This is a genomic window from Janibacter sp. UYMM211 (assembly GCF_040547045.1).
GTDB classification, from domain to species: Bacteria; Actinomycetota; Actinomycetes; order Actinomycetales; family Dermatophilaceae; genus Marihabitans; species Marihabitans melonis.
The window spans coordinates 286031-308787 of record NZ_JBEPOY010000005.1; the positions used below are offsets into that span (position 1 = coordinate 286031).

Annotated in this window: 18 protein-coding genes; 14 read left to right on the forward strand and 4 right to left on the reverse strand. The window is 74.4% G+C overall.

Annotation, left to right across the window (positions count from 1 at the left end):
* Positions 1-6 precede the first annotated feature (6 nt).
* The 4 genes from ABIB53_RS14470 to ABIB53_RS14485 all read right to left on the reverse strand — a co-directional run bounded on the left by ABIB53_RS14470 (position 7) and on the right by ABIB53_RS14485 (position 6148).
* On the reverse strand, positions 7-1860 hold the full coding sequence (locus tag ABIB53_RS14470) for a protein kinase family protein (protein ID WP_354588684.1): 1854 nt from the start codon (positions 1858-1860) through the stop codon (positions 7-9).
* 165 nt (positions 1861-2025) lie between these two features.
* On the reverse strand, positions 2026-3672 hold the full coding sequence (gene murJ / locus ABIB53_RS14475; RefSeq protein ID WP_354588685.1) for a murein biosynthesis integral membrane protein MurJ: 1647 nt from the start codon (positions 3670-3672) through the stop codon (positions 2026-2028).
* The gene (locus tag ABIB53_RS14480; protein ID WP_354588686.1) at positions 3669-5693 is read right to left on the reverse strand and encodes a DUF6049 family protein; all 2025 of its coding nucleotides are present in this window, start codon (positions 5691-5693) and stop codon (positions 3669-3671) included. Before ABIB53_RS14480 ends, murJ begins: the two co-directional genes overlap by 4 nt.
* The gene (locus ABIB53_RS14485; RefSeq protein ID WP_068270844.1) at positions 5666-6148 is read right to left on the reverse strand and encodes an NUDIX hydrolase; all 483 of its coding nucleotides are present in this window, start codon (positions 6146-6148) and stop codon (positions 5666-5668) included. The genes ABIB53_RS14480 and ABIB53_RS14485 overlap by 28 nt, the downstream gene beginning before the upstream one ends.
* A gap of 246 nt (positions 6149-6394) precedes the next feature.
* Between ABIB53_RS14485 and ABIB53_RS14490 the strand changes: the two genes are divergently transcribed.
* The 14 genes from ABIB53_RS14490 (at position 6395) to ABIB53_RS14555 (ending at position 22757) form a co-directional block, all read left to right on the forward strand.
* Positions 6395-7807 (forward strand): hemolysin family protein, encoded by a 1413-nt coding sequence (locus ABIB53_RS14490; RefSeq protein ID WP_354588687.1) that lies wholly within the window; start codon positions 6395-6397, stop codon positions 7805-7807.
* The gene (locus ABIB53_RS14495; RefSeq protein WP_123093609.1) at positions 7804-8811 is read left to right on the forward strand and encodes a CNNM domain-containing protein; all 1008 of its coding nucleotides are present in this window, start codon (positions 7804-7806) and stop codon (positions 8809-8811) included. The genes ABIB53_RS14490 and ABIB53_RS14495 overlap by 4 nt, the downstream gene beginning before the upstream one ends.
* Positions 8812-8911: 100 nt before the next feature.
* Positions 8912-10492, forward strand: a complete 1581-nt coding sequence (locus ABIB53_RS14500) for a serine/threonine-protein kinase (protein ID WP_354588688.1) — start codon at positions 8912-8914, stop codon at positions 10490-10492.
* Positions 10493-10565: 73 nt separating this feature from the next.
* Entirely contained in the window at positions 10566-12035 is a 1470-nt protein-coding gene (locus tag ABIB53_RS14505) for a CCA tRNA nucleotidyltransferase (RefSeq protein ID WP_354588689.1), read from the forward strand.
* Positions 12036-12159: 124 nt separating this feature from the next.
* Positions 12160-13449, forward strand: a complete 1290-nt coding sequence (locus ABIB53_RS14510) for a hypothetical protein (RefSeq protein WP_201468122.1) — start codon at positions 12160-12162, stop codon at positions 13447-13449.
* 93 nt (positions 13450-13542) lie between these two features.
* Positions 13543-14016: a hypothetical protein gene (locus ABIB53_RS14515; RefSeq protein WP_191682554.1), complete on the forward strand. Its 474-nt coding sequence runs from the start codon at positions 13543-13545 to the stop codon at positions 14014-14016.
* A gap of 82 nt (positions 14017-14098) precedes the next feature.
* A complete protein-coding gene (locus ABIB53_RS14520) occupies positions 14099-14572 on the forward strand; it encodes a hypothetical protein (RefSeq protein WP_068270822.1) in 474 nt (157 codons plus the stop codon).
* Positions 14569-15399: a PP2C family protein-serine/threonine phosphatase gene (locus ABIB53_RS14525; protein WP_224767067.1), complete on the forward strand. Its 831-nt coding sequence runs from the start codon at positions 14569-14571 to the stop codon at positions 15397-15399. The genes ABIB53_RS14520 and ABIB53_RS14525 overlap by 4 nt, the downstream gene beginning before the upstream one ends.
* A 1-nt stretch (position 15400) precedes the next feature.
* Positions 15401-17557: an FHA domain-containing protein gene (locus ABIB53_RS14530; RefSeq protein WP_354588690.1), complete on the forward strand. Its 2157-nt coding sequence runs from the start codon at positions 15401-15403 to the stop codon at positions 17555-17557.
* 7 nt (positions 17558-17564) lie between these two features.
* The gene (locus ABIB53_RS14535) at positions 17565-19250 is read left to right on the forward strand and encodes a serine/threonine-protein kinase (RefSeq protein WP_354588691.1); all 1686 of its coding nucleotides are present in this window, start codon (positions 17565-17567) and stop codon (positions 19248-19250) included.
* 1 nt (position 19251) lies between these two features.
* Positions 19252-19800: a hypothetical protein gene (locus tag ABIB53_RS14540; protein ID WP_354588692.1), complete on the forward strand. Its 549-nt coding sequence runs from the start codon at positions 19252-19254 to the stop codon at positions 19798-19800.
* Positions 19797-20519 carry an FHA domain-containing protein gene (locus tag ABIB53_RS14545; protein WP_502914655.1) on the forward strand — a complete coding sequence of 241 codons (723 nt, stop codon included), beginning with the start codon at positions 19797-19799 and terminating at the stop codon, positions 20517-20519. Before ABIB53_RS14540 ends, ABIB53_RS14545 begins: the two co-directional genes overlap by 4 nt.
* 7 nt (positions 20520-20526) lie before the next feature.
* Positions 20527-21786, forward strand: coding sequence for an NHL repeat-containing protein (locus ABIB53_RS14550; protein WP_354588693.1), 1260 nt, complete (start codon positions 20527-20529; stop codon positions 21784-21786).
* A 2-nt stretch (positions 21787-21788) separates the two neighbouring features.
* On the forward strand, positions 21789-22757 hold the full coding sequence (locus ABIB53_RS14555) for an AAA family ATPase (protein ID WP_354588694.1): 969 nt from the start codon (positions 21789-21791) through the stop codon (positions 22755-22757).

Below are 22757 nucleotides of genomic sequence, written 5' to 3' on the forward strand. Positions count from 1 at the left end.
GTCGGCCTAGCGCAGGACGACCTCGGCCAGCGACGCACGGTGCCGGCCGTCGTCGCTCTGGACCGTCGTCGTGAACCAGATCGTCACGTACTGCCCGCGGGCTGCGGAGCGGCCGGTGATCGTCACCGAGCCGTTCTTGCCCTCGCTGCGACCCAGCTCCGTGCCGGCGATGCCCGCCTCGTCGCCGACGAAGACCTGGACGGTCGTCGCCTGCGGCAGCTGGAGGGTCGCGCTGCGGACCTGGCGGGCCTGGCCGAGATCGAGGACGATGCCGACCCCGCCCTTGTTGCCGAAGTTCGGGGACTCGTAGCCCTCCGTGGTCCACGAGGTCGACAGGTCGTCGTCGTAGACCCGCTGAGCCTCGGAGTTGTGCTCCGCGCCGTCGCCGTTCGGGTCGTAGCCGATGGCACCGATGACCGGGATGGGCTCGCTGGTGCGGGCGCCGTTGCCACCGCCCGAGGGTCGTGAGGTGCTCGAGGACTGCGTGGGGCGCACCGGGTCGGCGCCCTGGGCGTCCGAGCCGAAGATCGCGCTGAGGTCGGTGTTGTCGCCGATCTTCGAGACCCCGACCGCACCGATGACGAGGGCGACGACGACGAAGAGGGCCATGATCGCGACGACGACCCGTGACTGCTCACGGCTCGGCGGCTCGCTCGCGTCGGCGGGCAGCAGCGGCGCCGGGGGCTCGAGGTCGTCCTGGCTGCCCGCGCTGCCCAGGCTCACGCGGTCGCGGCTCTCGGAGCTGCGGATCGCCTCGCGCTGGGCCCGTCGGTCGGCGGCGGCCTCCCCGGCGCGCTCGCGGGTGCGCTGGGCGGCCCGTCCGACGCGCTCGCCGAGGACCTTCCCACCGCCGGCGAGAGCGCCGGCGACCGAGACGGCGGCGGCACCCGCCGCAGCACCGCGGCCGGTCCGGGCGGCGCCGGGCTCGTCGGAGCCCTCCGCCGGGACCACCTGGGTGGGCTCGTCCGAGGGAGCCGTGGCGCCGCGCGAGATCGCCTGCGTGGGCTCGTCGTCGTCGGAGTCGACGGCGGTGCTCCGGTGCTCCTGGGCGGCGGCACCGGCGACCGGGGTGACCCCGAGGACCTGCGTGTCGTCCGGCCCGGGGGCATCGGCGAAGGAGGCGTCGGCCCCGTCGTGCGACGCGGCCCCGTCGTCCGACGTGGCGTCGTCGAGAGGCTGGGCCGCGCCGTCGTCGACGGGCGTGCGCGACCACGGGGAGACCGAGGCGGCGTAGTCGCCGGGCGAGGAGGGGCCGGCGTCGTCGGCGAGGGTCTCGCGGCAGATCGTGTCGAGGTCGCTCGGCACGCCGACCGCGAGGTGCGACGGGGGCAGCACGCCGGTGGCGTCGCGCGGCGCCGGCGGCAGAGAGGTGGAGGTCTGGAGCGGCCAGCTGCCGGTGAGACCAGCGTAGGCCAGGGCGACGACACCGGCGCCGTCGAGCGCCGCGGCCTCGTCGCCCTCCTCGTCGACGCCCGCCAAGGCGGCGTCGACGGCGAGGCCGCGCACGCGCACGGATCCGTCCGGGCCGACGAAGACGCTGTCGGGGCTGATCGCGAGGTGGTGCAGCCCACGGCTGCGCGCGGCCTCGAGCACGAGGGCGACCTCACCGGTGATCCGGCGGACCTCCTCGGCGGGCAGCCCGTGCGTCGCGAGCTCGGCGAGGGAGCGGTCGTCGCCGCGGAAGGACTCGGTGACCCAGGCGCGCTCGTCGTCGTGGTCGACGTCGAGGATGCGGGTGAGACCGGGGTGACCGACCCCGCTGGCTCGTCGGGCCGCGTCGAGGGCGGCGTCGGTGTGCGGGTCGTCGAGCGGCAGGACGAGGAGCACGACGTCGCGCTCGAGGTCGCTGTCGCGGGCCACCCACCGCTGCCCCGACGAGGGGTCGCCGGTGACGGGCTCCTGGGCACGGCGAGCGATCGCGTACCTGCCGAGCGTGGTACCCGGGTGCACTTCGTGCACGTCAGGGCCCCTTCCGTGTCGAGGTCGTTGCCGCGCCATCCTAGGCGGTCCGGCCGGGCCCTCCTGCTACGCGCGCCGCAGTCGGCGGGTCACCGGCTGGAGCACCGCCGTGACCTCGGTGACCCGCAGCCGGGCCGCGACGAGGAGGGCGACGACGAGCAGGACGACACCGCACACGCCGGTGACGAGGACGGCGGAGAGCCAGCCCTCGTCGAGGACGCGGGTCATGCCGAGGAGGAGGGCACCGGCGACGAGGGTCGCGAGGAGGGTGGAGAGCAGGAGCCGCACGTTCTGCTGGACGACCGAGGCCAGCCCGAGGGAGCCCAGACGGCGGCGCAGCAGGACGAAGCCGAGGATCGCGCCGACGAGGTTGCCGACGGTCTGCCCGACGCCGACCCAGGTCGCCGTGTGCTCGAAGCCGCTGGCCGCCCCGACGAGGGTGAAGGCGACGGAGATGACGGTGACGACGAGCTGGAGGACGAAGGGGGTGCGCCCGTCCTCGTAGGCGTAGCAGGCGCGCTGCACGAGGTAGAACCAGCCGTAGGGGACGAGCCCGAGGCACATCGCGACGAGGACGCCGGTGGCGGCCCTGGCGTCGGCGGCGGGCGTGGAGAAGAGCAGCGCCTGCAGCGCCCACGGGGCGAGCAGGACCATCGCGGCGGTCCCGGGGAAGAGGACGACGGCAGGCATCCGCATGCCCTGGCGCAGGTCGGCGGCCACCGCCTCGGTGTCGCCGTCCTGGGCGTTGCCGCTCAGCCGCGTGAAGATCGCCGTGACGAGCGAGACGGTGATGATCGAGTGCGGCAGCATGAAGATGAGGAAGGCGAAGCCGTACGAGGTGAGCCCGGCGGCGGGGGCACCGGCGCGCTCCGCGTCGAAGGCCGCCCCGGTGAGGACCGGCGTGGTGACGAGGAGGAAGGCGACCTGACCGACGGCCACGGCGCCGAAGGCCCAGGTCGCCATCTTCGAGGCGCCGCCCAGGCCGTAGCCGCGGAAGCCCCACACCGGGCGGTAGCGGAATCCGATCCGGCGCAGCGCGGGGATGAGCACGAGCGCCTGGACGACGATCGACAGCGTCGCCGAGCCGGCGAGGACCCAGATCATCGTGCTGTCCCACAGCCCCACGTCCTGGACGTCCTGGCGCCCGGAGAGCATGAACCAGCCCAGCCCGGCGATCGCGACGACGTTGGCGAGCGCAGGGGCCCACATGAAGGCCCCGAACCGGTTGTTGGCCGTGAGCACCTGGCCGAGCAGGGTGTAGAGGCCGTAGAAGAACATCTGCGGCAGGCAGATGAGGGCGAAGGCGACGGCCAGGCCCCGGGCGTCGTCTCCCCAGTCCTTGCTGACGACGAGCCAGACGAGAGCCGGGGCGGCCAGGGTGAGCAGGACCGTCGCCGCGCCCATGATCGTCATCGCGAGGGTGAGCAGCCGGTTGACGTACTCGTCGCCGTCCGCGCGGCGGCTGGCCTTGACGATCTGCGGCACGATCACGGCGTTGAGCACGCCGCCGGCGAGCAGCAGGTGGAAGTTGTTGGGCAGCGTGTTCGCGGCGTTCCACGCGTCGGCGGCCAGACCGACGGCGCCGACGACGCCGATCGTCATCGTCTGGCGCAGCAGCCCCAGGACCCGGCTGACGAGGGTCCCGGAGGCCATGAGAGCGCTGGACCGCGCGACGGACGGTGCTGCCGCGGGGGTCTGGGCGCGCTCGGTCATGAGTCCTCGGGGTCTGCGGGTGCTGCGGGGGTGGGCCGACGACGCACGGTACGCCAGGTGCCGAAGGCGACGGAAGCGAGCGCCACGAGAGCGACACCCCAGTAGATCCAGCCCCCGGTGGGGCTCACCCGGACGCGCAGCTCGGCGGGCTCGGCGAGCGCACGCCCCTTCGGGTCGGTCACCTCGACCTCGATCGGGACCCGACCAGGCGCCAGGGCGCTCGCCTGGACCGTCACCGTGCGCCGCGACTGCGGGCCGACGGTGATGGGCTCGGGGTCGCCGTCGATGCGCAGGATCGGCGAGCCCGGGTCGAGCCGGACCTGGAGGTCGTGCAGCTCGACGTCGCTCGTGTTGCGCACCGTGATCTGCAGCCGCCCGGTGTCGGCGAAGAAGTTCACCTCGCCCGAGGCGACCTCGAGCTGGCGCCCTGTCGCGGTGACGTCCCGGTGCAGCCGCGAGGCGAGGACGCGGAAGTGCCACTGCGAGGAGCGCCAGCGCGCCGAGGTCAGCTGCACCTGCGACGCAGCGACGGCGCGCTGCCACTGCGGGCCGTCGGCGCGCACGGTCGCCACCGAGCGCCGGGTGGCGATGTCGGCCACGACCCGCCGCGCGCGGGCGTCGGTGAGGACCGGCTCCGGCGGGTCCTCGAGCGTGTCGGGGATGTCGATCTCCTGCTCGGGCGACTCCGGCGCCGTCGCGCGGGGGCTCGCGAGCGTGCCGCGCGCCGTCCACGGGATGTCGGCGACGGCCTCGCGCATCGCCCGGTAGGCCTGCGGGTCCGGGCGGGCCGAGCGCGGGGGCACGACGAGCAGGGTCCGTGAGGTGCCCGGCAGGTCGCCGAGCACCGAGGCGGAGTCGGCGACGAGGCGCTGGGTGGCCAGGACCGCGTCGTCGTCCTCGCGCAGCGAGCCGACGACCGCCGAGAGCTCGGGGTCGCTGACGAGCAGCGGCGTGCCGCCCCGGCTGGTCTGGAAGGCGTCGGGGGTGAAGGCGGTGTCCGTGAGCGCCGTGCGCGGCACGAGGACCGTGGGCTGGCTGCCGTAGACCCGCTCGAGCGCGGCCGAGCGGTCGCCCGCGATCAGGTCGTCGGCGGGCCAGGCGATGTCGCTGCGAGCCCCGAGCGCCTCGGCAGCCTCCTGACCCCCGGTGACGCGGGGTCGCACGAGGGTGCGGGCGGCATCGGACTCCGCGGCGGCGGCGACGTCGGCGTCGGCCTCGGGCAGCACGGCCGTGCGGTCGGGGTCGAGCTCGGCGGCGAGGTCACGCGCGAGGTCCTCGCGCACCTCGCGCTCGCCGCGGGACAGCCCGGTGTCCTCGGCGGGCACGGCGTCGGGGAGCAGGAGGGGGTCGAGGAGCCACAGGTCACCGGGGCGCGGGGCGCTCGAGGCGATCTGGGCGAGGTCGGACCCCGGCCCGGCGGCGGCCTGCCAGGCCCGCGTGCGCGAGTCGCCCGGCGCCGCCCACAGCTGGTTGGACGAGGGGAGCGTCACGGGCACGCCCCACAGCATCTTCAGCGGCTCGTACTCCTTGGCCCGGTGGATCCCGAGGAAGGTGTGCACCTGGTCCTGCCCGGACTGGACGCTGATCGGCGCGGCACCCCAGGACCGGCCGGGCAGCAGGTCCGCCCCGTCGACCTCCAGCTCGAAGGTCGTGCTCTGGCCCGGGACGAGCCGGCTCGTCGCGATCTCGCGGTCGAGCGCCGACCCGGTGACCCGGGCGTCCCCCTTCGCCCAGTCGTCGATGCCCTCGCGGGTCATCTCCGCCTCGCCGAGGAGGACGGAGACCGCGGGGTTCTCCAGGGTCGTCGACCCGTCGTTGGTGAGCCGCCCGCGGATCGTCGCCGACCCGCTGCTCGCACCCGTCGCGTCGACGACCGGGGTGATCGAGGTGAGGGTGAGGCTGCTGGAGGCGTCGGACGCGGAGGCGCGGGCGGGCAGGGCAGGGGCGAGCAGGCCGGCGAGGGCTGCGGCGACGCACGCGCCCCGCAGCGACCTCAGGCGTCGCCCGCGAGCCGCTGCCACGCCTCCCTCGCGATGCGCCGCTCGTTGGGGAAGGTGAGGTGCCGGTGCGCGTCGCGCAGGAGCAGCCAGGCGACGTCGACGGCCTCGTGGTCGGGGTCGTTGTCGATCGTCAGATACCCGCCGATGGCCTCGAGCAGGTAGTGGTGGACGAACTTGTGGATCCGGCGGTCGCTCGTGGCGAACCAGTAGTCGATCGTCCCGAGCTCGACGAGGACCCGCGCCTCGATGCCGGTCTCCTCGGCGACCTCACGGGCCGCGGTCTCGACGAGGGTCTCCTCGCCCTCGATGTGGCCCTTCGGCAGGCACCACTCGAGGCGGCCGGCGCGGTTGCGCCGCGCGATGACGGCGATCCTCGCCTGGCCCTCGTGGACGTCGACGACGACCCCGCCGGCGCTGCGCTCCTCGACCGCGGGCAGGCGCCGCGGGGATCGAGGGGCGTGGGCCGGGTGTGCCATGTGGTCACTGTAGCCAGAGGGTCCTGGGAGGGCCCTGGGGCGACGACGGGGTCAGATCCACTGCTCGCGTCCAGCCCACGTCCAGGCGTCGCCGACATACTGGGGCTCCCCCGGGGAGACGCCCCGCTCACGAGGAGACCAGCCGCACCCGATGGAGACCGACAGTCCCCGTTCCTGTGCCCCTGACCACCGCGCTCGACCCGGGTCCGCCCGTGTCGTGACCTCCCAGCGGGCGGTGATGCGCTGATGTGGGCCCTCTCCCTGCTCCTCGGCGTCCTCGTCGTGCTGGCGATCACCGCCGCCACCGGCTGGTTCGTCGCCCAGGAGTTCGCCTACATGTCGGTGGACCGCTCCCGGCTCAAGGCCCGTGCCCAGGCCGGTGACGCCGCGGCCGAGCGTGCTCTCGCGGTCACCCGGCGCACGTCCTTCATGCTCTCGGGCGCCCAGCTCGGCATCACCGTCACCGCGCTGCTCGTCGGCTACGTCGCCGAGCCCCTCATCGGGCAGTCGCTCGGCGAGGCCCTCGGCGGGGTCGGCGTGCCCACCGCGGTCGGCGTCGGCGTCGGCACCGTGCTCGCCCTGCTGCTGTCGACCTTCGTGCAGATGATCTTCGGCGAGCTCTTCCCGAAGAACCTCGCGATCGCCCGCCCCGAGATGCTCGCGGTGCGCCTCGCGACGTCGACGACGCTGTACCTGCGCCTCTTCGGCTGGCTCATCACCTTCTTCGACAAGGCGTCCAACGCCCTGCTCCGCGCCGCCGGCATGGAGCCGGTCCACGACGTCGAGCACGCGGCGACGCCGCGCGACCTCGAGCACATCGTCGCCGACTCCCGCGAGAGCGGGGACCTGCCGGCCGAGCTGTCGGTGCTCCTCGACCGGGTCCTCGACTTCCCCGACGACGACGTCGAGCACGCGATGATCCCGCGGGCCCGCGTCGACGTCGTGCGTCCCGACGACGCGGTCGACACCCTCTGGGGCCTCATGGCCGCCGGTCACTCGCGCTACCCGGTGCTCGACGAGCACGACGAGGTCGTCGGCGTCGTGCACCTCCAGGACGTCCTCGGCGCGGGCCGCGGGGGTGGCGGCACCGCCGCCGACCTCATGCGCGACGCCGTGCGGGTGCCCACGCTCATGCGTCTGCCCGACGCCCTGCGCACGATGGCCCAGGAGCGCGCGCAGCTGCTCTGCGTCCTCGACGAGTACGGCGGCTTCGCCGGGGTCGTCACGGCCGAGGACCTCGCCGAGGAGATCGTCGGCGAGATCGAGGACGAGCACGACCCCGAGCCGCCGACGACGCAGGAGGGCGAGCCCGGCAGCTGGACCGTGCCCGGCGACCTCCACGTCGACGAGGTCGAGCGGCTCGTCGAGCGCGATCTCGCGCAGAGCGAGGCCGAGACCGTCGGCGGTCTGCTCATCGAGGCCCACGGCTCCCTGCCGGAGGTCGGCACGACGGTCGCCGTCGCCCTCCCGCCGGACCCCGTCGCGGCCCTCGAGGACGACGAGCCGGGGCTGGAGCACCTCCGGCTCGAGGTGCTCGAGGTCGAGCGGCACGTGCCGTCGGTCGTCCGGGTGAGCCTCGAGGAGGGGCCACCCCCCGAGCCCGAGCCCGATCACGACACCGATGACCACGCCAGCCCGACGCAGGAGGACCCCCGATGAGCCCGCTCGTCGTCGTCGCCGTCACCGTCCTGCTCATCGTCCTCAGCGCCTTCTTCGTCGCCGCGGAGTTCGCCCTCCTCGCCGTCAAGCGGCACCGCCTGCAGGACAACGCCGGCTCGAGCCGGTCCGCCCGCGCCGCGCTGCGCAGCTTCGACGAGCTCACCGTGCTCCTCGCCGGCTGCCAGCTCGGCATCACCGCCGCGGCCCTGGGCCTGGGTGCGGTGACCAAGCCCGCGCTCGACTACGCGCTGACGCCGGTCTTCGAGTCGTGGGGCCTGCCGGCCTGGCTGGCCGGCACCCTCGGCTTCGTCCTCGCCCTGCTCGTCGTCACCTTCCTCCACCTCGTCATCGGCGAGATGGCGCCGAAGTCGTGGGCGATCGCGCACCCCGAGACCGCGGCCACCGCGCTCGCGCTGCCGATGCGCGGCTTCATGTTCGTCACCCGTCCGCTGCTCGTCGCCCTCAACGAGGCGGCCAACTGGTGCCTGCGCCGGGTCGGCGTCGAGCCGCAGGACAGCCCCCACAGCGGTCAGAGCGCGGCCGACCTGCGTCAGCTCGTCGAGCACTCCGCGGGCGCCGGCACCCTCGACGAGGACCGCTCGCGCCAGCTGACCTCGGCGCTCGAGCTCGAGACGCTCACCGTCGGCGACCTCGTGCGCGAGGGCGCCCGGGCGACGGCCGTGACGACCGAGCAGGACGTCGCCGCCGTGCGCGCCGCGACCGTGACGTCGGGCCACCTGCGGGTGCTCGTGCGCTCCGGCGGCCGGGTCGTCGGCGTCGTCCACGTGCGCGACACCATGCTCGAGCCGGACGACCGACCGGCGGGCGAGGTCATGCGCCCCGTCCTGCACCTCGACGCGGGCACCGCTCTGCACGAGGCGCTGACGACGATGCGCGACACGCGCTCGCACCTCGCGGTCGTCGAGCGCGACGGCGTGCCGGTCGGGGTCGTCACCCTCACCGACATCGTCCAGCGCCTCTTCCCCGTCGAGCGCGCCGCCTGACCGCGGCACCGGGCGAAGGGGGCGTCTCGCCCCCTTCGTCCGCAGTGGGCCTCGGCCCTGCGCCCGGGTCCGGGACGTCCGCGCCGCTAGCCTCGGGCGCGTGAGCACCCCGTCGCCGCCCGCTCCCCGGATCCCCGGGCTGGAGCACGTCCGCCGGCTGGGGGCCGGAGGCTTCGCCGACGTGCACCTCTACCGCCAGGAGCTGCCGCGCATGCTCGTCGCGGTCAAGGTGCTGCGCACCGCGGCCGGTGACCTGCGCGAGCAGCTCGTCGCCGAGGCCAACACCATGGCCGAGCTCGCCGAGCACCCCTACATCGTCACGGTGCTGCGCGCCGACGTCACCGACGACGGCCGGCCCTACCTCGTCATGGCCTACTACCCGGGCACCTCGCTGGCGGCCCGGGCCCGTCGCACGCCGCTGTCCGTCGCCGAGACCCTGCGCGCGGGCGTCCAGCTGGCCTCCGCCGTCGAGACCGCGCACCGCGCCGGGGTGCTCCACCGCGACATCAAGCCGGCCAACGTGCTGCTCACCTCCTACGGCACCCCCGTGCTCGCCGACTTCGGCATCGCCGGGCGGACCGCCGAGGTCGACGACGAGGACGACGTCGGCGTCTCCGTCGCGTGGGCACCCCCCGAGGTGCTGCGCGGGCGCTCGAACGGCTCCGTCGCCGCCGACGTCTACTCGCTGAGCGCGACCCTGTCCTACCTGCTCACCGGGCGCACCCCCTTCGAGGACCCGGGCGGCGACAACTCCGCCGAGGCGCTCCTCGTGCGCACCACGCGGGAGCCGCCGCGCCGCACCGGGCGCGAGGACGTGCCCGAGGCGCTCGAGCGCCTCCTCCAGCACGGCATGGCCAAGGACCCCGCCCACCGCCCCGGCACCGCCCTCGCCCTCGCGCTGGACCTCCAGCGGGTCGAGGCGCAGCTGCGCCTCCCCCGCACGGAGACGGTGGTCCTCGACCACGACGACGACGGGCTGCACACGGTCACCGGCGACGCGACGAGCGTGCGCTCCGTGCTCGCCGACACCCCGGGCATGCCGCCGGTCTCGACCCCGCAGGACCCGCGGTCCACCCCCTTCGCCTCGACCCCTGGGCCCTCGCCGTCTCCTCGACCCCGCTGGCCGTGGGTCGCGGCCGCCGCGGCCGCCGCCGTGCTCCTCGTCGGGGGAGCGGTCGGTGGCGCGGTCCTCCTGCTGCCCGACGACGAGCAGAGCACCGCCGGCACGACCTCGGCCACCTCCTCCGGCACGGAGGGGTCGAGCACGCAGGGGTCGAGCACGCGGAGCTCGAGCACCGGGGGGCAGACGGACGCGGCGGTCGACCCCTGCCTCGTCGGCACGTGGGAGACGTCGAGCTACGAGGAGACCGTCCCCCTGCTGGGCACGCTCACCGATCTGGAGCGGACGATGACCTTCGACGCCGACGGGCGTCTCACGACGACCTACGACGACGCCCGGCCGAAGGGGGCCGGCGCGGGCTGGGTCTTCGACGGCACGGTGGTCTACGACGTGACGACCTCGGGCGGCACGATGTCCTTCGAGCTCGTCCGCGACGGGCTCACCGTCACCGGCGGGCCCGGCGACCTGCCGCCGGGCACCGGTGACGTGCAGTACACGTGCTCGGGGGACACCTTCACCGAGACCGCGACGGGGCTCGACGCGACCTTCACCCGGCGCTGACCGGCCGGGCGTGCGGGTCGCCCGAAGGCACGCAGGCGCACCGGCCCCGCCGTCGCACCTATCCTTGGTCCCCGTGCCCACCCCGTCGACCCCGCCCCAGATCCCCCGCGAGGTGCTCGAGGACGCCGTCGCCCACCTCGCGCCCGTGCTGCCCCTCCTGCGCGAGCTCGGCGGGCGGTTCAGCGCGAAGGGGCACGACCTCGCCCTCGTCGGCGGTCCCGTCCGCGACGCCTTCCTCGGCCGCGAGAGCCTCGACCTGGACCTCACGACGAGCGCCGGCCCGGACGTCACCGAGCAGATCCTCGCCGCCTGGGGCGACGCGCACTGGGACGTGGGGCGTGACTTCGGCACCATCGGCGCCCGCCGAGGAGAGCACGTCGTCGAGGTGACGACCTACCGCGCCGACGCGTACGACGGCACGACCCGCAAGCCCGTCGTCGCCTTCGGCGACACGCTCGAGGGCGACCTCGTGCGGCGCGACTTCACCGTCAACGCGATGGCCCTGCGCCTGCCCGACCTCGAGCTCGTCGACCCGCACGGCGGTCTCGTCGACCTCGCCGCCTACCGGCTGCGCACCCCGTCGGCCCCCGAGGTCTCCTTCGCCGACGACCCGCTGCGGATGATGCGCGCGGCCCGCTTCGTCGCCCAGCTCGGTCTCGTGCCGGTCCCCGAGGTCGTCACGGCGATGGAGCAGGCCGCGACGACCCTGCAGATCGTCTCGGCCGAGCGGGTGCGCGACGAGCTCGTCAAGCTCCTCCTCGCCCCGGACCCCGTCACCGGCCTGCGGCTGCTCGTCGACACCGGGCTCGCCGAGCAGGTGCTGCCCGAGCTGCCCGCCCTGCAGCTCGAGATCGACGAGCACCACCGCCACAAGGACGTCTACGAGCACTCCCTCACCGTCCTCGAGCAGGCGATCGACCTGGAGACCGGCCCGGACGGCGACGTGCCCGCGCCCGATCTCGTCCTGCGCCTGGCCGCGCTGCTCCACGACATCGGCAAGCCGCCGACCCGGCGCTTCGAGACCGGGGGCGGCGTCTCCTTCCACCACCACGACGTCGTCGGCGCCAAGCTCACGGCGAAGCGGATGCGCGCGCTGCGCTTCGACAAGGACACGACGAAGGCGGTCGCCCGGCTCGTCGAGCTGCACCTGCGCTTCCACGGGTACGGCGACGGGCAGTGGACCGACTCGGCCGTGCGCCGCTACGTCACCGACGCCGGCCCTCTCCTCGCCCGGCTGCACCGGCTCACCCGGGCGGACTGCACGACGCGCAACCAGCGCAAGGCCCGCCGCCTCTCGCACGCCTACGACGACCTCGAGGTCCGCATCGAGCGCCTCCTCGAGGCCGAGGAGCTCGGCAAGGTCCGCCCGGAGCTCGACGGTCATGAGATCGGCGAGGTGCTCGGCATCCGCCCGGGACCGGTCCTCGGCCGCGCCTACTCCTACCTGCTCTCCGTGCGCCTCGACGAGGGCCCGATCGGCAAGGAGGCCGCCGCCGACCGGCTGCGGCAGTGGTGGGCCCAGCAGCCCGAGCACGAGGCCTGAGCGACCCGGGGCGAAGGGGGGAGTCCTCCCCATTCCGCAGAGGCTGCGCGCCATCTAGGTTCGACTCCGAGCACCGGCCCCTGGGGTCGGCCGACGCCACAGCCGACGGAGCAGGGGAGAGACGATGAGCGTCCAGCAGGGCATGGACACCGCTCGCATCCGCGAGATCGCCGAACAGCTGCGCAGCCAGCGCGAGAAGATCGAGGGCGTGCGCCAGAGCGGGAGCGCCAGCGCGAAGGTCCTGCGCGACAGCTGGGCCGGCGCCGACCTCTCCGGCTTCACCGAGCGCTGGGACGGGCCCGTCGTCAAGCAGCTCATGGACGCGGCCACCCAGATCGGCGCGGCCGCGGACCTCATGGTCCAGCAGGCCACCGACCAGGACGACACGAGCAGCCTGGGCGGCGGCAGCGGCCCCGGCGCCGGCGGCCCGGGTGGCGGCCCGGGCGGGGGGCCCGGCGGCCAGGGACCCGGGGGCGGGGGCGACGGCTCCCAGCCCGGCGACATGAAGGGCACCTGGTCCCCCTTCGACCGGGACCAGGACTCGCCCTTCATCCGCACGAACAAGGACGAGGACGGCAACCTCCACCACTACGACCCCCTCACCGGCAAGCGCTGGGTCGAGGACGCCGAGGGCCGGTGGACCAACGAGACGGACGGCCGCGGGCACACGTCCTTCACGGAGACCGAGACGACCGACCGGGGCAACGGCTGGGAGAGCGAGCGCGAGTCGACCCGCGGCGAGGGCGGCGGGCGTCGGGAGTACGGCGAGTCCTGGAGCACCGAGCGCGACTTCGACGAGAACGTCGGCTCGCGCGCCAAGGACGTCCTCGACCAGGTGCAGAGCGAGCCCTTCGTCGAGTCGAGGGCCGAGACCGAGGTGAGCGCCGCCGTCCTGCGCGGCGAGGCGGGCGACGAGAGCCTGGGCGCGAGCGGCGAGCTGCTGTCCGCCGAGGCGGGCGCGGACGCCGCAGCCGGCATCGACGCCACCCGGGGCGCGTACGCCGAGGCCAACGCCCACGCCGGTGCCTACCTCGGCAAGGGCGAGGCCCACTTCGCGACCGACAGCGGCACCGCCGGCGAGGTCTCCGCCTACCTCGGCGGCGAGGCCAACGCCGAGGCCCAGGCCCAGATCGGCCCGGGCGGCGCGTCGATCAGCGCCGGCGCCGACGCCTTCGTCGGCGGCAAGGCTGAGGCCGGCATCAGCCAGGACATCGGCGACTACGGCTCGGTCGGGGTCGGCGGGTCCGTCTCGTACGGCATCGGCGCCGAGGCCAACGTCGACGCCGAGGCCTCCTGGGACCGCATCGGCTTCAGCGGCGAGGTCGGGCTGACCCTGGGTCTGGGCGCCTCGCTCGACTTCGACGTCTCGATCTCCCCGAAGGAGATCATCGGCTCGCTCAACCCCTTCGACTGACCCGGTCGCGACCGGCCCCGAGCACCACCTGCCCCGGCACCTGCCAGGGTGGGCACCAGACCACCGCAGCAGCGACGTGAAGGAGCACCTCCGATGCCCACCGTGACCTACCCCAGCGACGTCGTCCCCGGTCCCCCGCGGATCGCCCTGGAGATCCCCGAGGGCTGGGAGCAGGTGTGGACCCCCGAGACCCTCGTCGCGGTCCGCGAGGCCGGGGCCACCGACCACTTCGCGCCCAACGCCGTCGTGCGCTTCTTCCAGCGGGTCGGCACCTTCGGCCCCGACGACATCGAGCGCGAGATGCGCGAGTACGCCGGGCGTCAGCGCGACGGCGAGGTCGGCCCGGTGAAGAGCCAGACCATCAACGGCCGCGAGTGGATCGGCATCGACGTCGCCTTCGTCGACGAGCAGGCGGGCACCATCGCGCAGCTGCACTGGTTCACCGCGCAGCAGCAGAACGACGTCGTCGACGTGCTCCAGGCGACCGCGTCCTTCGCGGCCTCGCGCAAGGAGAGCGACTACCCCGTCCTCGACGCCCTCGTCGACTCGATCCGGGTCAACCCCTGACACCCATCACCCCGAGGGCCCGGACCGGCCACGCGTCGGTCATGATGGCCCCCGACATCACGAGGACCAGGGGAGAGACGAGATGCCGCAGCTGAGCTACCCGAGCGACACCTTCCCGGGGCCGCCGGGGGTGACCCTCGACGTGCCGCAGACGTGGGCGCCGGTGCGCGTCGGCGGCACGCTCATGGCGTGCCGCAAGATCGACAGCGACCACGGCTTCGCGCCGAACGTCGTCGTCCGCGGCTTCCAGCGCACCGCCGACTTCACGATCCGCGCGGCCCTGGCCGAGCTGCGGGCCTTCGTCGCCGAGCGTGGCGAAGGGAGGGTCGACGAGCCCTTCGAGCTCGAGCTGGGGGGCGTGCCCTTCCTCGGGGTCAACGTCTCGTGGACCGACGACGAGATCGGCACCGTCGTGCAGATCCACCTCTTCGCCGGGTCCCGGCGGGGGCGCATCGTCGACATCGTCCAGGCCACGGGCTCGGTCGGCGGCGACGACATGGAGCGCTCCTACGGAGAGGTCCAGGGCATCCTGCAGTCCGTGCGGGTCACGGCGTGAGCCCCTCCGACCTGCCCGGGAGCCGCCTCGTCCTCACCGCCGGGGCGGCGACCGACGTCGGGCGGGTGCGCACGCACAACGAGGACTCCGGGCTGGCCGAGGGCGGGCTCTTCCTCGTCGCCGACGGCATGGGCGGGCACGCGGCGGGCGAGGTGGCCAGCGGCATCGCGGTCGACACGATGCGCGAGCTCGTCGGCCGGCACGACCTCACGGCGGAGGCGGTGGGCGAGCAGATCGGGCTGGCCAACCGCCGCATCCTCGACGAGATGGCGGCCGACCCTGACAAGCAGGGCATGGGCACGACGGTCAGCGGCATCGCTCTCGTCGTCACCGGGGGGACCGACCACTGGGCGGTCTTCAACGTCGGCGACTCCCGTGTCTACCGGCTCATCGACGGCGCGCTCATGGCGATGACCGTGGACCACTCCGAGGTCCGAGAGCTCGTCGACGCCGGTGTCATCACCGCCGAGGAGGCCCGCACCCATCCCAAGCGCAACGTCGTGACCCGCTCGCTCGGCACGACCTACGCGGCCACGCCCGACGTCCGTGTCGTGCCTCCGCACGCCGGCGAGCGCTTCCTCGTGTGCTCCGACGGGCTCACCGGAGAGCTCACCGACGACCAGGTCCGCGACCTGCTCGTGCGCCACGCCGACCCGCAGCGGGCGGCCGAGGCGCTCGTGCGCGCGGCGGTCGAGGCGGGCGGCCGGGACAACGTCACCGTCGTTGTCGTCGATCTGGGCGAAGCCGGGGCAGACTCGTCCCAGACAGTCACCTCGCCCCGGGCGCACGTCGACACGGCGCCCCGGTCGAGCCACGAAGGGAGCTGACATGGAGCTGCGGATCGCGGCCCTGGACGACGTGCCGGGCTGGAGCGTCCTGCGTCGCCCTGAGGTGAGCCTGCTCCTGCGCGGGGCCGACGAGGTCACCGCACGGGTCGCGGCCGCTCTCGACGAGCGCCGCGGCGAGGACGTCGTCGACGTCGTCGTCGACACGCTCACCGCTGACGGCTTCCGCTCCACCCCCGACTTCGCGCTCGCCACCCCCGACGGGCGTCTCGTCGCCCGGGGTGCCGGTGAGGTGCGGCTCGGCGACGACCGGTCGGTCGTCGCCGGCCCCCGCATGCCGTGGCGCGACGAGGACGCCCCCGACGGGGTCGGCGAGGTCACGCTCGCCGTCGTCGGCGTCGAGGCCGCCCCGGCGCTCGAGGCGTCGGGTGCTGACGCGCCGGCGGGCGAGGAGAGCCCTGCTCCCGCGGAGCCCGCTGGCCCCGAGCAGGACGGACCCGCAGGGTCCCCGGTCGCCGACCAGCTCGCCCCCGTGCCCGGCGCGACCGACGACAGCGCAGACGGTGACGACGACGACAGCGTGCTCGTGCAGGCCCCGGACGAGCCGGTCGCCGACCAGCTCGCCCAGGAGCAGCCCGTCGCCGATGACCAGCCCGTCGAGCCTGTCGCCGGTGACGAGCTCGTGGAGCAGGACCAGCAGGTCGAGCAGGACCAGCCGGCTCCCGACGGGCCCGTCGAGGAGCCCGCTGACCAGCCGACCGAGGAGCCCTCAGGTCCGCCGGCCGACGTCCCGGCCGCCGCCCCGGAGACCGAGTCGGCCGCTGCACCCCCGCCCCCGCCGTCCGGCTGGGCCATGCCGTCGGTCTTCGGCGCCGCGAGCCCGCCGCCGCCCGCCCCGCCGTCGCCGGTGCCCCCGCGGGACGGCGACGTCGCCCGACCCACCCTCACCGTCGTCCCCGAGCCGGAGCCCGAGCCCGTCTCCGAGCAGCCGGTCGTCACCGAGCCCGCGCACGAGCCGCGACCGCAGACCAGGGACCAGCAGCAGGACGCGGCCCTGGCCGCCGGGTCCGCCCCGACCGACGAGGAGGAGGACGAGCTGCCCTCCTTCGACTTCCTCTTCGGCGCGACGAGCCACCACCGCAGCTCGCTCGTCGCCCGGGCCGAGGAGGAGGACCAGATCGACTCCGGCCCGGTCGCCGCGGCCGGTGGCTACCAGGCCCCCGAGGACGCCGCCCACGCGACGCTCGCGCCCCCGGAGGAGGAGCACGACGAGCCCGAGCCGGTCGTCGAGCCACCCGCCGAGCCGCCGCCGGCACCTCCCGCGCCGGTCGGTGGCCCCTTCGACCCGCCGCCGGCCACACCCGAGGGCACGCCGCCCCCGCCGCCTCCTGCCGGCGAGGACGGCCTGATCTCCGCGGTCCCGTGGGGAGCAGGTGCCGCGTCCGCCGCACCCCAGCCCACCGCACCCGAGCCCGCCGCGCCGGAGCCGGCCGGGCAGGAGCCGCCCGCGCCCGAGCCGGTGGATCCCGAGCCGTCGGCGCCCGCCGAGCACCAGGCCCCCGCGGCCCAGGCACCCGAGCCGGGGGCCCCGGGAGCGGTCCCGCCGCCCCCGGTCGCCCCCTTCGGCATCGGTCTGCCCAGCGCTATGCCGAGCTTCGGCACCCCCACCGAGTCCGGGCCCCGCCCGCTCGAGCCGGCCCAGGAGCACGACCCCTACGCCGTGCCCGAGTCGACCGGCCCGATGGTCCTCGCCGTGCGCTGCCCGAGCGGCCACGCGAGCGCCCCCCACGCCGTGAGCTGCCGCGTGTGCGGTGCGGCGCTGCCCTCGCAGCAGCCCGAGCCGACGCCCCGTCCGGCCCTGGGCCTGCTGCGGCTGTCGACCGGTGACGTCGTCACCCTCGACCGCGGGGTGCTCATCGGCCGCGCGCCGAAGTCGGCGCCCGAGCTGCCCGCCGCGCAGGCACCGCACCTCGTGCGGGTGCCGAGCCCGGACAACGAGATCTCGCGCAACCACGTCGAGGTCATCCTCGACGGCTGGCACGTGCTCGTGCGCGACCTCGGCTCGACGAACGGCACGACCATCACGCTGCCGCAGGACCACCCCGTGCGGCTGCGCCCCGGCGACCAGCAGAGCATCGAGCCCGGCACGACGATCACCCTCGCCGACCAGGTGAGCGCGGTCTTCGAGGTGACCGGGTGATGCGTCGGTGAGTCAGGCCGTCCCCCCCGTCCTCGACGGGCTGGACTACATCCAGCCGCTGGGCTCCGGCGGCTATGCCGACGTGTACCTGTACGAGCAGCAGATGCCGCGGATGAAGGTCGCTGTCAAGGTGCTCAAGAGCGAGGGCCTCACGGTCGGCATCAAGCAGCAGTTCATCGACGAGGCCAACACGATGGCCCAGCTCGCCGACCACCCCTACATCGTCCAGGTCTTCCGGGCCGGCACGAGCGAGGACGGCCGACCCTTCCTCGTCATGAAGTACTACCCGCCGCCGAATCTCGCGCAGCGGGCCCGGCGAGAGCGCTTCTCCGTCGAGGAGGTGCTGCGCACCGGCATCCAGCTCGCCTCTGCCGTCGAGACCGCCCACCGCGCCGGCGTCATCCACCGCGACATCAAGCCGGCGAACGTCCTCGTCAGCCAGTACGGCTCGCCGGGCCTGACCGACTTCGGCATCGCCGGCATCGGCGGGGCTCTCGAGGACCTCGACGACGACATCGGTGTCTCCGTGCCGTGGGCACCCCCCGAGGTGCTCTACGGGCAGGGCAACGGCGACGCGCGCGCCGACGTCTACGCGCTCGCGGCCACCCTGTGGCAGCTGCTCGTCGGGCGGTCCCCCTTCGAGGTGCCGGGCGGCGACAACTCCGCGTACGCCCTCATGCCCCGCATCCGGTCCAACCCGCCGCCCGAGACCGAGCGGGCCGACGTCCCGGCCTCGCTCGAGCGGCTCCTCGCCCAGGCGATGAGCAAGAACCCCCTCGCGCGGCCCGCGACGGCCCTCGAGCTCGCCCGATCGCTGCAGCACATCGAGCAGCAGGAGCGCTTCTCGCGCACCGCGATCGTCGTCCTCGACGAGGAGGGCCACACGGCGAGCCGACCGGCCGCCCAGGCACCCGACCCGACCCGGCTGCGGCACGCCACCCCCGCTCCGGGCTCCGGGCGCACCCTGCCGCCCCCGCCCCTCGGCCAGCCCGTCATCGGCGGCGAGCTGAGCGGCGGCCGGGGGATCCCCGGCAGCCCGGCCGTCTCCTTCACCACGGGTGCCCAGGGCCCCGCCTCGAGCACCGTCACCGGGCCCCAGCCCGGGTACCAGTCGGGTCCGAGCGGTGCCCGTCCGGACCACGCGTCCGGCCCGTCCCCCTTCGCGCCGGTCGCCTCCGGACCGCGCCCTGAGACGACCGGTGGGTCCGGACCGGGGCAGACCTCCGGTCGGCACGGCAGCGGCGGGCCCGACCGTCGTCTCCTCGTGCCGGCGATCGCCGCCGGTGCCCTCGCCCTGCTGCTCCTCGTCGGGGGTGGCATCTACCTCTCGACGCGTGGCGGCGACGAGCCCGGGCCCGGGACGACGACCGAGGCCGGGGGCGACCTCGCGGGCACGCCCGTCATCGCGTCGATCGCCAACGGCGAGGGCGACAAGGTGACGATCGACATGACGATGGACGGCGCCCAGGAGGGCGACACCTTCCAGGTCAAGGCCGTGCAGACCGAGTCGCAGGACCCCCAGCCCTCGGAGTTCGAGTCCTCCGTCGAGGTGAGCGCCCCGAGCACCGAGGTGGGCAAGGCGACCTTCCCGACGAACGCGTCACCGGGCACCCGGGTCTGCGCGATCGCGCGCGTCGCCCGTGGCGAGCAGACGACGCAGTGGAGCGCGCCCGAGTGCGTGGACGTGGAGTGACGTGACCACCCCGCCCCCCGCGCCGCCGAGCCGTGGCCGCGTCCGTCGCGACGACCAGCCGGCCCCCGCCCCGTCTGCCGAGCCCGAGGCCCCGCGCCGCGGGCTCACCGTCGGTCTGCTCCCCTTCGTGCTCGGCGTGCTAGGGCTCGTCCTCGTCAGCCTCGTCGTGCTCCTCGTCTACCTCTCCGGGCGCGACGAGCCCGAGCCCGCGGCGACGTACACCTCGGCCGCGACGGACGTCGACGCGATCACTGGGGCCCCGACGGTGACCCTCACCCCGGCCTCGTCGGGGCACGTGATGACCGTCGAGATCGCGTACGACGGTGCGGCAGAAGACGACCGGTACCGGGTGGTCGTCATGAGCGGCAGGCCGCAGGGCGACCCCGACGCGACGGAGTTCGACCTCTCCCGAGGCGTTACCCTCGCGCCAGGGGTGTCCCAGTACCGGGTGAGCATCGCGTCCGGTGTGCGGCTGTGCGCTCAGGCACGCGTCGTGCGGGGAGCCGCCGAGTCCGCGTGGTCGTCGACGAAGTGCGAGGTGCAGAGGTGAGCGAGCAGGGGCAGCCGGCAGGCGGCGTGAGCGTCGACTTCTGCGGCGAGATCTACCCGGCCGACCCGACGCGGCCGTTGACCATCGGGCGCGAGGGCGACGTCGAGATCGACGACAACCCCTTCTTGCACCGCTCCTTCCTCCAGATCACCCACGAGGGCGGCTTCTGGTGGCTCACCAACGTCGGCTCGACGCTCACCGCGACGGTGGCCGACAAGAAGGGCCTGCTCCAGGCCTGGCTGAGCCCGGGTGCGCGGATCCCGCTCGCCTTCGAGCGCGTCACGGTGTGGTTCACCGCGGGCCCCACCACCTACGACTTCGACGTCGTCGCCGACACCCCGTCATTCCAGATGGTCGACAACGAGGCCCTCGAGCCCGACGCGACCGGCGAGACGACGGTCGGGCGGGTGTCCTTCACCCCGGACCAGAAGCTCCTCGTCATCGCGCTGTGCGAGGACTTCCTGCGCCGGGACACCGCGGGCACCGGCGCGATCCCCAGCTCGGCCGACGCCGCCCGACGGCTCGGGTGGACCGTGACGAAGTTCAACCGCAAGCTCGACAACGTCTGCTCGAAGCTCGCCGACGCCGGCACCCGAGGGCTGCACGGCGGGCCGGGCAAGCTCGCGAGCAACCGCAAGACGCGGCTCGTCGAGCACGCGCTGTCGACGCGTCTGGTGACCGTCCAGGACCTCGCGCTGCTCGACCACCCGACCGAGTGACCTGACCATGCCGCGCACGCGCCGTCGTGGGCTCGCCGTCGTCTCGGGGACCCTCTTCACCCTCGCCGTGGGGGTGAGCGCCGTCTTCGCCACGCGCAGCACCGGCGAGCCCGTGCACGAGATCGCGCTCGGCGACGGCGGCGTGTGGGTCACCTCGGGCGAGAGCGGCATGTGGGGGCGGGTCGACCGTGGCGCGAACCAGCTCGGCACCGTCGTGCCGGGCGGCGCCTCGCAGGAGACGTCCTCGACCCGGCGCGCCGACGTGCTCCAGGACGGCCGGCTCGTCGTCGGGGTGAGCGCCGACGGCGCGCTCGTGCCCCTCGACGCGGCGACGGGCCAGGCAGGAGAGGGCCGCGGCCGGCTCCCGAAGGCCACCTACAGCAGCGGCGACCGCCTCTACCGCCCGCCGCTCGTCGACCTGCGCGGCCGGACGATCGCGATGGTCGAGCCCGGTACCGGTCGGGTCTGGGCGCAGCGCCTCGACGCCGACGGCGTCGGTGACCTCTCCGCGATGACGACCTCGTCGCCCCCGCTCGCCACCGTCGACCAGGGCGACGCCGCCGTCGCGGTCGACGTCGACGGCAACGTCAAGGTCGTCTCGGCGACCACCGGGACGGTGCTCGACATCCCGGCCGAGGGCGACGGCTTCGGCGAGCCGGAGCGGTCGACCCTCGAGCTCGGCGGCAACGGCGTCGACATCACCGCCGTCGGCGACCGGTGGGTCGTCCTCGACCCGACGAACGGCCGGGTCTGGGTCGAGGGGCAGGACGACCCGCAGAACGTCGACGGAGCTCCCAGCGGCGGTGACGGCCCCCCGCTCTACGCCGCGCTCCAGGTGGCGGGGGTCGAGGCCGACTCCGTCGCGGTGACGACCGACCTCAAGACGGTCCTCGTCGGCACCCAGGGCTCGGGCACCAGCCGCCGCGGCATCGACTTCGGGAAGAGCACCCAGGCGGTGTCGATCCGCAGCCACTTCGTCGCCCGCCCGGTCGTCAACGGCCCGTGCCTGCTCGGCGTGCGCTCGCAGGGCACCCGGGTGCGCTACCAGGTGGTCTGCAGCGACGAGACCCTCCCCGCCACCGAGGTCGTGCTCCCGGGCAACGTCGCCCGCTCCACCCCCGTCGTCCTGCGGCTCAACCGCGGGCAGGTCCTCGTCAACGACCTCGACACGGGGCGCGTCCTCGACCTCTCGCTCGACCGCGAGCTGCGCATCGACACCTGGCCCACCGCCGATCAGCTGACCACCCTCAAGAGCAGGAGTTCGTGACCATGAGCGTGACCCAGGAGCAGGCCGGCTGGTTCGCCCAGACCTTCGCGCAGATGGTCGGCAACGTCGACCGGGCCGTGCTCGGCAAGCAGCATGTCGTGCGGCTCGCGCTCACCTGCCTGCTCTCCGAGGGCCACCTGCTCCTCGAGGACTACCCGGGCACGGGCAAGACCCAGCTCGCCCGCGCCATCGCAGCCACCGTCCAGGGCAGCAACAGCCGGATCCAGTTCACCCCCGACCTGCTGCCGAGCGACGTCACCGGCGTGACGATCTACGACCAGAGCACGAAGCACTTCGACTTCCACAAGGGCCCGGTCTTCGCGACCATCGTCCTCGCCGACGAGATCAACCGCGCCTCGCCGAAGACGCAGTCCGCCCTCCTGGAGGTCATGGAGGAGGGTCGGGTCACGGCCGACGGCACGACCCACGAGGTCGGCCGCCCCTTCATGGTCATCGCGACGCAGAACCCCATCGAGCAGGCCGGTACCTATCGCCTGCCCGAGGCCCAGCTCGACCGCTTCCTCATGAAGACGTCGTTGGGCTACCCCGACCACGAGGCCACCGTGGCGGTGCTGGCCGACGCGGCCCGCCGCGACCGCACCGCCGGTCTGCGCCCGGTCCTCGCCGCGCAGGTGGTCTCCGACATGGCTGGGCTGGCCGACCAGGTGCACGTCGACGCGGCGATCCTCGCCTACGTCGCCCGCATCGCCGAGGAGACCCGGCGTCACCGCAACGTGCGGCTGGGGCTGTCGGTGCGCGGGTGCCTGGCCTTCGTCCGCTGCGCGAAGACCTGGGCGGTCAGCCAGGGCCGCACCCACGTCGTGCCGGACGACATCAAGATCATCGCGGAGCCGATCATGGCCCACCGCCTCCTGCTCACCTCCGAGGCGGAGTTCGCCGGGGTCCAGGTCGGCGACGTCGTCGGCCAGGTCCTCGGCGAGGTCGCCCCGCCGACCGAGCGGAGCCGCTGA

Excerpts from the sequence above, each read along its gene's own strand:
- ABIB53_RS14495 (WP_123093609.1), top strand. The coding sequence starts at position 7,804 with ATGAGCCCGCTCGTCGTCGTCGCCGTCACCGTCCTGCTCATCGTCCTC.
- ABIB53_RS14520 (WP_068270822.1), top strand. The coding sequence starts at position 14,099 with ATGCCGCAGCTGAGCTACCCGAGCGACACCTTCCCGGGGCCGCCGGGG.
- ABIB53_RS14550 (WP_354588693.1), top strand. The coding sequence starts at position 20,527 with ATGCCGCGCACGCGCCGTCGTGGGCTCGCCGTCGTCTCGGGGACCCTC.
- ABIB53_RS14515 (WP_191682554.1), top strand. The coding sequence starts at position 13,543 with ATGCCCACCGTGACCTACCCCAGCGACGTCGTCCCCGGTCCCCCGCGG.
- ABIB53_RS14485 (WP_068270844.1), bottom strand. The coding sequence starts at position 6,148 with ATGGCACACCCGGCCCACGCCCCTCGATCCCCGCGGCGCCTGCCCGCG.
- ABIB53_RS14490 (WP_354588687.1), top strand. The coding sequence starts at position 6,395 with ATGTGGGCCCTCTCCCTGCTCCTCGGCGTCCTCGTCGTGCTGGCGATC.
- ABIB53_RS14530 (WP_354588690.1), top strand. The coding sequence starts at position 15,401 with ATGGAGCTGCGGATCGCGGCCCTGGACGACGTGCCGGGCTGGAGCGTC.
- ABIB53_RS14510 (WP_201468122.1), top strand. The coding sequence starts at position 12,160 with ATGAGCGTCCAGCAGGGCATGGACACCGCTCGCATCCGCGAGATCGCC.
- ABIB53_RS14555 (WP_354588694.1), top strand. The coding sequence starts at position 21,789 with ATGAGCGTGACCCAGGAGCAGGCCGGCTGGTTCGCCCAGACCTTCGCG.
- murJ (WP_354588685.1), bottom strand. The coding sequence starts at position 3,672 with ATGACCGAGCGCGCCCAGACCCCCGCGGCAGCACCGTCCGTCGCGCGG.